The following is a 13,091-nucleotide window of genomic DNA, read 5'->3' as shown; positions in this document are numbered from 1 at the left end:
AACCAGGTTTAGCTTGCCGATTTATCAAAGTATTATTCTCAGATAAACCCTTAGCTCAAGCTTCAGCGTATACCTGTCTATTCGCATCAGTATCAGCTAGCTAAATGGAGTGTTAACTTGCAGGTTTTAAACGCTTAGATGTGCCCCAATAAGCCAAGCTAAAGAACACTATAACCATCGCCCACAATTGCAGCCATTGCGGCATAATGCTCTGCCACGATGCGCCCATTTGATTTAGCTCTAACATGGCCATAATCCCCGGTACTGCCGGTACAATTTGCGAAACAGCCACCACAGCCTCAGGAATCAGCGCTGTTGGCCACACAAAACCCGACACAAACAATATCGGCATAGATACCAGCAGTAATACTTGGGTGGGCAGATCACGGCGGGTAAACAGGCTGCTAAAGGCGATCCCTGCTGCCGTAGTCGCCAAGAGGAATGGCAACATCAATAGCGCAACTTGGCCAATGCTTGCTTGCAAGCTAACATCATACCAATAGTAACAATACCCCACGTAGTAACTGCTGAGCAGGCTATAAATCACCATAAACGCCGCCATACGCCCACAAACTAGTTTAAACGGGCTTACCTCACGCCAATAGCCTTTATGCTGCCACTGGCTTGCGCCAAGAATGCTAGTACCAATCAACAAGGTTTGGTGCAGGATAAGTAAAAACAGCCCCGGTACAATATACGGTGTATAGCCTAAGCTTGGGTTAAACGCTGGAATACTATTGAGCTTAACCACATTAAGGCTTTGCTTTACCGCAGTTGCATTTTCGCCTTTAGCTAACATGCCTAACCGCTGGATATTCTTACCCGCATCTATACCTGCAGAAATAAGCCCTTCAGCCACCGCCGAGTAAATCAAAAAGTAACTGGCATCTCCGCCATAACTTAAGGTCACGCCACTACCTAATAGTAAATCGCGTCTAAAGTCTGCAGGGATCACTAACAAACCGTGAGCACGACCCGTCTCAATCCAGCGCTTCGCTTCATCTATTGAACCCAGCTCTGCAATCACCTTAATCTTAGGGCTGGCATCTGCATGGCGGATCAGCTGGCGACTAAGGGATGAGTGATCATGATCAATCACCACTAACTGTTGCTCGGTAGGAACTTGATGCAAATACGGTAATGGATACAAGATTGAATAAAATAACACGCCACCAAATACAGTGATGACGATTGTTTTATCTGCTAATACGGCTTTAAGTTCAGCCCAAATAAGTTGTAAGAAGCTCATTGTTATTGCCCCTTAATCATGGGGCTAATTTCAGCCTGTTCATTAACGGCTGGAAAACCTTTTTTAGCAAAAATACTGATAGGTATTAGTAACAACAGGAAGCCCCAATAACTGAGTAGGTGTGGCAGGCTAGCAATCAGGCTTTGGCCGTAACTGACTACCGCAATATGGGTTTCAATATAATGACTCGTTGGCATAATCACGCGCCACCATTGGGCGAGTTGTGGCATTTCATGGGTTGGAAACGTCACACCCATAAACGCAAAGGCTGGTGCAAACATCGCAGTACAAAAACTTATCACTCGCGCGCTATCTTTAAGGGCAAAGAAGATGGCTAATACCATTAACCATACCGCAAGTAACATGACGGTTTGAGCAATCAAAAGTACCGCGATACTGCCAGCAATGGGTAATCCAAGATACAAGTAAATAAGCGCGAGAATAAAGCCGCCATGGAGCAAGACTAATGGCGTGTAAAATAATATTTTAGCGCCAACCACTTTCCATACGCCTAATTCATACCACTGCGCAGTGGTGTTCCAGCGAAGTTCGCGGTTTAGGCTATTGGCAAACACCATCATAGCCACCAGCTGCAACAGCGCAATGAGAACCGGCGGCACTAAAAAGCCCACATAGTTATTGTTGCGGTTAAACAGTGCGGTGGTTTGGCTGCTCACCGGGTTTAAATTAACCGCCACTCTTTGCATTGGCACCCCTGCCGCAAGCAATTTAAGTTCGCCTAAGGGCTTTAAGCCATCAGCCATACTGGCCTGTAACTGGCTTGATAATAACTTACCCACCAGCAAGAATTGGCTGTTATATCGAATATCTATGGTAGGTGTTTTTGAGGTTAATAAATCACGTTTGAGACCATAAGGCAGCACTAGCAAAGCATAAACTTCACCTTGCTGCATTGCCGCCTCGGCGCTCGGGATCCCTGTATAACTAATTGGTTTAGTGACCGGATTAGCTTGCAGCTGCCGCGCTAATGCGCGGCTGGTTTGACTGTTATCTAAATCAACCACTGCCACGGGTAACTGCCTCGGCAGCCCCGCACTAAAAAGTAACCAAAGAGCAATAATGCTGATTAGCGGAATATAGCTTATTAACGCCAGCTGCCAAGGATCGTCTTGCAGGGCGGTGAACTCTCGTTTGAGCGCCTTTATCAAAGCCTTGCCCTCTCAGCTCTTAAAGCGTGAATAACACCGACATGCCTACACGTAAATCTGCAATAGGCTTATTAGGACGTAACTCAACCTGGAAAGTACGCATATCAAAGTCATGACCACTTTCAGTTGCACGCCAAGTCGCAAAATCACCCATCACCGAAATATGGCTTACGGTAAATTCGACTTGCTGCTCAAGTGCAGGAATATTCAGCTTGAGGACATCACCTTGCTTAAACTGCTTTAATTGATCTTCACGTACTTGGAACACCGCCCAAGCATCGCTCATATCAATTAAGCTCACCACAGGGAAACCACTTGGTGCTAGCTCACCAGCTTGTAACAATACTTCGCTGATCTCACCGGTTTTAGGTGAACGCATTTGGCTATCAGCCAAAATCGCTGTGACTTCGTTAACTGCACCTTCTGCCATGCGAGCATTACCTGCAGCAGCGGCTTTGGTTTCCACTCGTGCACCTTCATCGGCCATTTGATACATAGCCAGTGCTGCTTGCTCGGTGTATTTAGCCGCTTGCCACTGAGTAAAGGCTTCATCACGCTTCTGTCTTGCTAGCACGCCTTCGTTAAACAAGACTTCTACCCGGTCAAAGGTAGTACGCGCTAATTTTGCTGCCGCTTGCGCCTTGAGCCATTGCTCTTTAGACGCTGCAATTTGTTGCTTACGCGCGCCGTTGTCTGCCTCTTGCTGCATTGCTAGTGCCGCATCTCGGCCGCCTTCAGCTTGCATTAGCTTAGCTTTTAGCTCTGGGCTGTAAATAGCATAAAGTAGGTCGCCCTCATTAACCTTGTCACCACGTCTAACCAGCACTTCTTCTACACGTCCTGGTACTTTAGAAGAGACGTTATATTCACGCGCTTCAATTTGGCCTTGCAGTAGCTGCGGCTTAGGCGTGTAAGCTAGGATTAATCCATATACCAAGGCACCAACTAATATGATTAATGCCGCTGCGGCTAAAATACGGTTAGAACGCATTCGCTTCCCCTTGCATGATACTTCTACCTATAAATTCATCTAGCTGACCGCTAATCGCCATCAGTCTTGCATATGCCTGTACATATCGATACTGCGCGCCTAATTGCTGCGTCGCTACCGCATTCAATTTAAGTTCAGCATCGACCTTTTCAATTGACGTCGATAATCCCTGCTTAAAGGCGATATCTCTAAGACGTTTATTCTCTTCCGCTAAGCTCATAGACGTATTGAGCGACAATACTTCCTCTTGAGCTTGCAACATCTGCCTATAACTTTGATCAAGCAGTAAGTTCAGATCTTGTTGAGTCTGCGCTTTGGTATATCTGGCTTGTAGGAGTGCACTTTGCGCCGCTTCTACTTTGCCACTGCGGCCATCTCGGCTAAGTAACGGCATAGTGAAGCCAACCCCTAACATCCAATCAGGTTCAATTTGGGCAAACAGGCTGTCATCTTCATACAAGGTGTAGTTACCGTAGAGGAATACTGTTGGCAGATAACTGCCCTTTTCAACATCTACTAGACCTTGAGCTTGAGCTTCTTTTGCTTCAAGCAGCTTTAGTGCAGGGTGTTGCTTCATCGTTAGCTGGGCTAACTGCGGTAACGAAGGTGAGCTATTTAGCATAAACAGTGGCGATGTAGTGTCGATTTCTCTTTCATGCAGCATGCGTGATAATGCGATCATTGCCATTTCAGATTGACGTTTCGCACTACCGTAACTGACGCGAGCATTTTCTAATGCGACTTGGGCGTTGAGGCGCTCAACTTTAGCGATTTGCCCTTGTTGTTCCAGCTTTTGAGCATGCGATGCGTGTAAGGTCAGTGAATCAACCAACTCAGCTTGAGTGTTTGCGAGTGCTTGAGTTACAGCAACTGCGTAGTAGCGATCGACAAGCTGTAAAAACAGTTCACGACTAGTGAGTTTTAGTTGCTGCTCTTTTTCGGCAACGTGAGCTTCATGGATCCCCTGAGCTGCAGAGATTTTGCCGCCGGTATAAATCGGCCACATAGCTTGTAAGCTAGAGCGGAAAATATCTTGCTCAGTGAAAGGGGTAACAAATAAGGAGCCTGGGATCCCGGCCAATGCTCCGCCAAGTGCAGGTGGCAATGTAGCAGGATCAAGTGAGGCTAAAGGATTGAGATCGCGTAGATCCAACTCAATCGGTTTTTCTAAGCGAGTGTAGCTACCAGTCAAGTTAATCGACGGTAGATTCATATCTTCACCGGCTTCGCGTTCAGCTTCTGCGCGGTTAACTTCTTGCGCCCCCGCCTGCAGTTTATCGCTGACTTTCATCAGCTGCTGCCACGCCTCATCAAATGCCATAGTCTTAGCTTGGGCAGTTAACGGCAAAGTAAGTAAAATCGCACACAGCAAACGTTTCATTAGCACCTCTAGAGTTTTTACTCTAATTCCGTTGGTGAATACTATCATTGCTAAATATAGCAAGCTAGGATTTAGGCGAAACTCCTATCGCTAAATCCTAGACTACACTGAATTTTTTGCTTTACGCCGCTCAATATAAAACTTGAACGGGTTTGCTAAAAAGCACTCTAAATTAAGCGGTACCGCCAACGGTTAACTTATCTAGCTTCAATGTTGGCTGACCGACACCTACTGGTACGCTTTGACCGTCTTTACCACAAACCCCAACACCTTTATCCAAGGCGAGATCATTACCTACCATTGAGATCTGACTCATTGACTCAGGACCATTACCGATTAAGGTTGCACCTTTAATCGCTTGGGTAATTTCACCATCTTCAATCAAATAAGCTTCAGAAGCAGAGAACACGAACTTACCAGAAGTAATGTCCACTTGACCACCACCGAAGTTAGGCGCGTAAATCCCTTTCTTAACCGACTTGATGATCTCGGCAGGATCTGACTCACCGGCTTCCATATAAGTATTGGTCATACGCGGCATAGGCAGGTGAGCATATGACTCACGGCGACCATTACCGGTTGATTGCTCGCCCATCAAGCCAGCATTAAGCTTGTCTTGCATGTAGCCTTTTAAGATGCCGTTTTCAATCAGTACCGTCTTTTGCGTTGGTACACCTTCGTCATCAATCGTTAATGAGCCACGGCGGTTCGCCATGGTGCCGTCATCAACAACGGTAACTAACTCTGACGCCACTTTTTGACCCACTTTACCGCTAAATGCACTGCTGCCCTTACGGTTAAAGTCACCCTCAAGACCGTGACCCACAGCTTCATGTAGCAGTACGCCCGGCCAACCCGCACCAAGTACTACCGGCATTTCACCTGCTGGCGCATCAATCGCATGTAAGTTCACTTGCGCTTGGCGCACCGCTTCGCGAGCAAAGGCAAAGCAATAGGGGAGACCATCATCGGCATCCTCAAGCAATACACTGTAGTCATGACGACCACCGCCACCTGATGCACCACGTTCACGCTTACCGTCTTCTTCTAGAATAACGCTACAGTTAAAACGCACTAACGGACGAATATCGGCAGCTAATGTGCCGTCACTTGCCGCTACTAGAATTTCTTCATGTACGCCAGATAAGCTCACAACCACCTGAATAATACGGCTGTCTAAGCTACGAATATAAACATCCGCCTGCTTCAATAGCTCAATCTTTTTCACTTCTTCCATCGCAGCGATTGGATCCGAGCTGATGTAAAGCGCCTTGTTATCCTGCTTTTTCCAAGCATTAACCTGCGCATTACCACCTGCAGTTGCGATACCACGTGCAGCTGTCGCCGCTGCCTCTAATGCTACTGGTGTAATTTCGTCAGCGTAAGCAAAGCCAGTTTTCTCGCCAGTGATAGCGCGAACACCAACACCGCGTTCAATATGAAAGCTGCCGTCTTTAACAATGCCATCTTCCAATACCCAAGACTCATGGCGACTGCCTTGAAAATAGAGATCAGAGAAGTCAATTTGATGCTCATGGATACGCTTTAAATAGCTCTGTAGATCATCTAATGCTAGCCCATCTTGTAATAGGCTTTGTCCAACTTGAGTTAAAAGTGACATCTATTCTCTCTTAATATTATTTCGATAAAATACTTTGGAAAATCTAAACCCACTCAGGGCGAGCTTACATTTACCTTAAATTTATTAGTCTATTTAAGCTGTGGTGATACAAATCGATTGTGGGTCATCACCGGCATTCTTGCACGAATATCTTGTACACTTTGCAAATCAATATCAGCCTGAAGCCAGCCAGTACCTTCGCGCTTTTGTGCAACAACTTCTCCCCAAGGACTAACGACCATACTTTGCCCCCAAGTTTCACGGCTCCCCCCATTGTGCAGCCCCCATTGCGCAGCACCAAACACAAAGCATTGGCTTTCAATCGCCCGCGCTTGCAAGAGTACTTGCCAGTGTGCTTCACCAGTGACTTTAGTAAATGCAGCCGGCAGCGCTATCATCTCAGCGCCAGCTTCGCGCAATGCGCGAAAGAGATCAGCAAAGCGAATGTCATAACAAATCGCCAGACCCAGTTTACCCATTGGCGTATCAACAACTACAATACGATCGCCTGGGCAAAATGCATCACTTTCGCGATACTGCTTAGTGCCGTCACTCACTTCCACATCAAACAGATGCAATTTATCGTATTGACCTAAAACACGACCATCAGCAGCAAAAACATAGCAGCGATTATAAACGCGGCCATCTTCAGCCAATATAGGGATGCTGCCTGCAACTAAAACCACTTGATACTCAATCGCTAACTGCGATAAGTCTTGTTTTAGGCTACTGTCTTGTTCGCGAGTTGCATACTGTAACTGCTGGCTTTCTTGACCACCAAATAACAGGCAGCATTCAGGCAGTACCACAAGTTGCGCTGAATCCTTTTTGGTTAGCAGTTTAAGCTGCGACTCGATAAACGCTAGATTGTCGGGTACGCTGCGACTGCTTTGACATTGCAGTAGGCTGACTTGCATTAGACTCTCCCTGTTGATGATTATCTTCTACCGAGACGCTTGGCAAAGCTGCAGGCGTAGCTAATGTTTTTACATCCGCTTTTACATCTTTGACTTGAGTATCCAGTATTTCAACTGCTAATGCTCGAGTATCTTCAGTCTGAGTGTCTGTGGTATGAGTACTTAGACCTTTATTATCAGCGTTAATACTGGCTTTTTGGCTCTCTTTTGGCAATGAAGACTGCGGAGTTACGGCCTGCACTTCAACTCCAGCACTATCGTCCGCCTTCACACTTGGAGTCTGCAGAGGCTGGCCGTTTGGCGGTAACTCTTTTTTAGGTAGGATAGATTCAGGGATTTCAATCTCTTTACTCTTACGCTCAAGCTCTTCGAGTTTAGGTTCTGACATGGTGCCAGTTAATCTAAAGCGGATCTCTGAGATAACTTCTATCACAGGCTCCAAAACCTTAGTTAACGCAAACGCACCTAAGCCAAATGTCCAACCACCGGTGCTGAGTAATACTACTGTCGGTACACTTGAGGCCAACTGCGGTACAAAACGAATATCATAATTTAAGCTTTCGCTCATTAAGTCAGTATAACCACGTACTTTCATATTACCCGCTACCGCGTTCATCTCAGTATCAGTGGTTTTTACTACCCCGTTATCAATCTTTAGCGTACCACCGAAAGAGTCAAAATATAGCCCTTTACCAAATACGTCAGAGAAGTCCAACGAAAGTTTACGTAACAAAGAATCAAGACTAAACAATGAGAAGATTCGTGCCCCTTTATCACTCACTTCCGACAAATGCCCTTTACCTAAATCAAAGCTAACGTCGCCATTTAATGTCTCAAGTGAGAAGGAATATGGCGCTCCCGTCCATGAAATATCTGCTTTTACTGCTGTCGGCGCATCCTTTAGGCCGGGATCTATGCCTAACTGCTGTGATAGATAATCAAACTTAGTCGCGTCGAGATTCAATTGGAAAGAAGTCATATTCTTTCCTTCTGTCATATCCCAATCGCCTTTACCTTTTAGCACCACATTTGGTGTGGTAATCGATACCGTTTGGATCTGATACGAACTTGCTTGCGGCGTACCTTGCAGTACTAAATGACCTAAGGATTTACCATAAAGTGAAAAATCATCAACGTCGACAGCCAGAGGTGGCAGGTTTGCCATAATCGTATCAGACTTATAATGCGCTGTTTCTTCAGTGCGCGTCTCAGGTGACATATGGAACTTAGATGCAACAATTTTCAGACCTTGATTGACCCAGTCAGGGTAAAAATCAATACGGCCATCAAACTCTTTCGATGCAATATCAAAGCGCCAAGCATGTTCTGTTGGCTGAGCACTAAAATGCAGATCAGCCAAAGGCTGCCCCATCAGATTAAGATCATTAAAGTCAGCATCAATAGATGCTAGAGCTGGGAAAAAACTCGCAGGCTTGGCCTGTTCACTATCTGATACCGATAACTCAGACTTCCCCTGAGCCACAAAGCCTTCGATTATCGGTAACCAAGGGGAAAACTCGGTATTATCAATATCGATTTGCAAGTGCCCCTTGCTTTTACGTAACTGATCACCAGGCTTAAATAGTCGCCCAAGTAAAATATCATAATGGGCTAATGCGTTACCTGAGTCAGCATCAAAGCCTCCCCAAAACTCCATTTGATTAGCTAATTTTATACCCAGCGACGCCTGTTTGTTGTCGCCAATAAGCTCTGCGACTAACTTTCTTGGCTCATCTTTGCCTTTGGTAAAAGGCTCTGGTAACAGCAGGTTTGCCCCTAATAGATCTGACTCAACTCTGGCTTGAATACGATAGCCTATAGGATCAAAAATCAACCTTAAATCACCGCTCCAATCTGCTTGGCCGGTATAATAATCGCTTAAGGGGTTTTGCAGCTCTTCAGGTAGATCTGTTAATTGCCATTGTCCATCTAGCTCAACAGTGACACCGTAGTTTTTATTCATACTTTCGGTGTGAAAACTAAATTGCAGCGGTTGCTGGTACATTGCCGCAGTAAAACCTGAACCACTCACTACGTCGTTCACAAATTGCAGTTGCCCATTAACCCTGTCTAGCTGGATCCCCGGTTCAGTAATATACACAGGTGTATCTTTAAAATTAACCGTGCCTTTAATCACTTCGCTCTCACCATCATAGAGTGGAATGCTCAGATCAATTTGGCCAGTGATATCACCAGAAACCTGTACTACATCTAACGTCGCACCAACGGAATCGACTAGCGGTGATTTTTGAATGACTTCATTCGCCGCCTCAGCTTGAGTTGCAAGATCTAGCTTAACCTGCAATAAGCTCTTTTCTCCCAGAGCTGGAATGCCGATATAAGCGCCGCTAGCGTTTACCCCCAACAGCTGACCTTGATTGATCCAAAGATCCATTGCATCGTTTTCAAATAGTGCAGAAAGGTTTAGTTGATCAACTGCAGGCCAACTTGGTTCAAACTCAAAGGTTGCATTCGCTAAGGTGAAGCCCGCCTGAAAAAGGCCATCATGATTGGCATAGGGGTAATCAGTAAATGCACCATGCCACAACACTACCGCATCATCGGTGTTACCCGCTTGAAGCGCTTCAGTTAAGTAGCTAACTAAAGAGCTACTCATGCCATTTAATGGAAAATACTCGTGTATATTGGCGACATCATGCAGCTCCACATTGGCCAGCAATGCCATGTGTACCGCATCTGAAAATTCTAGCCTTACCCCAGCTTTTACATCTAAATCCGCATTACTAAAATGTACTTTTGGTAGTGATAAAGCCTGATCGGCTAAGTTGAACTCACCGTTAAAGGCATCGGCTTGCAATGCTATAGGTGCTGCAAATGCCCCATTAAAATCTAAATTGTAATCTTGCTTAGGCAAAGCAAATACTAGCGAATCGCCTACAAGGCTAATCTGCGCATCAATCGCAGCAATTCCCAGTATGGAATCGTTAGGTTTCCAACCGACTTGTTCTAGGTGAAAAGACACTTCTGGTTGGGCTAATAATTTATCCCAATGCGCACGCACATCGCTGATTTCTCCACTAGGATTTAATGACTGCCACGTCTTCAATCCCGCCAGTTCGACGCCAGGGATCAACGGCAATAACGGTAACAGTTTATCGAATGCCAATTGATTTAAATTAGCATCTACGCCACTATCACTTTTTTGTGCAATTAACTGCAGTGCAGGCCAAGACTCGCCATTAGTTGAAAAATCAAGGTTTTGACTATTAAGCAGCCAGCCTTGTTGATTTGGACGCCAAACCATAGCCCCTGATTCAATCGTAAAACGCTGTGGCTGTTTATTTAAACTCCACTCTAACCAGCTTGGCTGAAACTGCACCGTTACGCCATCAATAGCTCGATTTGAGAAACCTGCCCAAGCTTGCAGATTAACGACCCCTTCGAGTGGTAGTCGCTTACTATTATCAAAAGGATTAGGTTGTCTTGAAGCCCATTCGCCAATATCCAGAGAACTGGCAGCTAAATAGAACTGTCCTTTTAATGACTCCGGTCGGTAACCATTCCCCTTAATATCCACACTTAAAGTTAGCTGTTCGACCTCTGAAGCTTCTTCATCCAGATACACTTTACCTTCAGCTCGGTGGAGCCCTGAAGTATTTCGCCACTTTAAATCTTTAATATAGATGGGACGGTAATCATGCTGTCTACTGAGCAACTGAAAACGAGCGTCAGTGATAGAAAAACGATCGAGCTGCTCCAATAACAATTTGTAGAGCCAGTCGGTTTGCATTGCGGTATTTGATGCAGAGGGCTCAATCACTTTTAAATGATCTAAATCCAATGCCACATTCACACCATCAAAAATCACATTTTCAATTTGTGGTGAAGCAGTGACTATGCTCTGCCAAAAATCAAATTTCACATGCACTTGATTAAACAGCAAAGTCACGGGGAGGTTATCTTGCGCTGGCAACACAAAATGTTTAACCGTTAACGCAGGACCATATGCCTGCCACTCAGCCGCAAGCTGACCGACTTCGACCTTTACGTTATATTCTGATTTTACGAAATGAATCAGCTCCATACGAACCTGATCAAGCTGCGGCAACAAGCCTCTGAATAAACTCACCATTAATGCAAACAGCACTAAAATAATGGCGAGAAATTGCCAGCTAAAACGTATGAAACTAAAAGAGCGCTTTTTCGGCGCACAGGTATCCGATGGCACTACATTATCACCACATCAAATTTATTCTGCGCATACATAGGTTCACTCTGTAGCCTAACTCGCTTACCAATATAAACTTCAAGCTCACCCAATAGATGGCTTTCGTCGCCTTTCAAGCTTTGGTAAACAGCTGGCGAGCAATACACTAGAAACTCATCAGCATCGTAGCCACGATTTAATCGAATGATCTCTCTAAAAATCTCATAAGATACGGTTTCAACAGTCTTTAAATTGCCAGTGCCTTGGCATGCAGGGCATTCGCCACAAAGCACATGCTCTAGGCTTTCTCGAGTACGCTTACGTGTCATTTCGACTAAACCTAAACCTGAGAAACCACTGATATTGGTTTTAACACGATCGTGAGCTAAAGCGCTTTCTAAGCTGGCAAGCACACGTTTCTTATGATCATTATTGAGCATATCGATAAAGTCGATAATGATAATGCCACCCAAATTACGCAAACGTAATTGACGAGCAATCGCATGCGTTGCTTCTAGGTTGGTGTTAAAAATAGTTTCTTCGAGATTACGATGGCCAACAAAAGCGCCAGTATTGATATCAACAGTGGTCATGGCTTCAGTTTGATCTATGATCAAATAGCCGCCAGATTTAAGCTCAACTTTACGACCAAGCGCGCGTTGCACTTCGTTTTCAACATCATATAGGTCAAAAATAGGGATCGGACCATTGTAGTGCTCAAGCTTTTCAGCGATCTCAGGCATAAACTCTTGCGCAAATTGCTGCAACTCTTCATAGGTCTGCGCTGAATCAACTTGAATTTGATCCAGCTCAGTGCCAACAAAATCACGCACAATTCGTACTGGTAACGCTAAGTCTTGGTATAACAAAGATACACCACGGCGCTTACGGCGCTCACTGACTTTTGCCCATACACGTCTTAAAAATCCAGCATCTTGGATCAGTTCATCTTCACCGGCACTTTCTGCCGCGGTGCGAATAATAAATCCGCCGTCATCATCAACAAATGGCTGGGTAATTTTTTTCAAGCGAGCACGCACTGATTCAGACTCAATACGCTGTGATACACCTACATGGCTAGAGCCGGGCATAAACACTAAATAACGAGATGGAAGAGTGATGTCAGTGGTTAAACGCGCACCTTTAGTGCCAAGCGGGTCTTTAACCACCTGCACCATAATATCTTGGCCTTGTCTAACAAGTTCAGCGATATCACGCACTACAAAGTTGCCTTTTTCTACGTCGGCAACGCACTCTGTGTGCGGCACAATATCTGAAGCATGCAAAAATGCAGCTTTATCTAAACCGATATCAACAAACGCAGCCTGCATACCAGGCAGTACACGGCTAACTTTACCTTTATAAATATTGCCCACTAAACCACGCTTCATGCGTCGTTCAATATGGACTTCTTGTAAAACACCATGCTCCACTAATGCCACTCGAGCTTCTGTAGGTGTTACATTGATTAAGAGTTCAGAGCCTATTTTTTTCTGCACTCTGCTTTGCGCGAATCGACTTCTACTCACAACACACCCCACTTAGGGAAACTAAATTAAAAAAGGATTTGGCGTAGATTGTGATCTGATAAATGA

At 45.2% G+C, this 13,091-nt stretch carries 8 protein-coding genes; all 8 read right to left on the bottom strand.

Features of this window, described 5'->3' with window-relative positions; all coding sequences use genetic code 11:
- Positions 1–112: 112 nt before the first annotated feature.
- The 8 genes from L2747_RS10770 to rng all read right to left on the bottom strand — a co-directional run bounded on the left by L2747_RS10770 (position 113) and on the right by rng (position 12,983).
- The gene (locus L2747_RS10770; protein WP_248999039.1) at positions 113–1,249 is read right to left on the bottom strand and encodes an ABC transporter permease; all 1,137 of its coding nucleotides are present in this window, start codon (positions 1,247–1,249) and stop codon (positions 113–115) included.
- A 2-nt stretch (positions 1,250–1,251) separates the two neighbouring features.
- Complete coding sequence (locus L2747_RS10765; RefSeq protein ID WP_248999038.1) at positions 1,252–2,418, bottom strand: ABC transporter permease; 1,167 nt, start codon at positions 2,416–2,418, stop codon at positions 1,252–1,254.
- A 19-nt stretch (positions 2,419–2,437) separates the two neighbouring features.
- A complete protein-coding gene (locus L2747_RS10760) occupies positions 2,438–3,409 on the bottom strand; it encodes an HlyD family secretion protein (RefSeq protein WP_248999037.1) in 972 nt (323 codons plus the stop codon).
- Positions 3,399–4,790 (bottom strand): TolC family protein, encoded by a 1,392-nt coding sequence (locus tag L2747_RS10755; RefSeq protein WP_248999036.1) that lies wholly within the window; start codon positions 4,788–4,790, stop codon positions 3,399–3,401. The genes L2747_RS10760 and L2747_RS10755 overlap by 11 nt, the downstream gene beginning before the upstream one ends.
- 172 nt (positions 4,791–4,962) lie before the next feature.
- Complete coding sequence (gene tldD, locus L2747_RS10750) at positions 4,963–6,411, bottom strand: metalloprotease TldD (protein WP_248999035.1); 1,449 nt, start codon at positions 6,409–6,411, stop codon at positions 4,963–4,965.
- A gap of 89 nt (positions 6,412–6,500) precedes the next feature.
- Positions 6,501–7,328, bottom strand: coding sequence for a carbon-nitrogen hydrolase family protein (locus L2747_RS10745; protein WP_248999034.1), 828 nt, complete (start codon positions 7,326–7,328; stop codon positions 6,501–6,503).
- A complete protein-coding gene (locus tag L2747_RS10740) occupies positions 7,252–11,517 on the bottom strand; it encodes a YhdP family protein (protein ID WP_248999033.1) in 4,266 nt (1,421 codons plus the stop codon). The genes L2747_RS10745 and L2747_RS10740 overlap by 77 nt, the downstream gene beginning before the upstream one ends.
- Positions 11,517–12,983: a ribonuclease G gene (gene rng, locus L2747_RS10735; RefSeq protein ID WP_371987964.1), complete on the bottom strand. Its 1,467-nt coding sequence runs from the start codon at positions 12,981–12,983 to the stop codon at positions 11,517–11,519. Before rng ends, L2747_RS10740 begins: the two co-directional genes overlap by 1 nt.
- Positions 12,984–13,091: the final 108 nt, after the last annotated feature.

The sequence above is a fragment of the Shewanella marinintestina genome (assembly GCF_023283845.1).
Taxonomy (GTDB): domain Bacteria; phylum Pseudomonadota; class Gammaproteobacteria; order Enterobacterales; family Shewanellaceae; genus Shewanella; species Shewanella marinintestina.
Note: the sequence above shows the minus strand (reverse complement) of the source record. Positions and strands in the feature narration are given on the sequence as shown.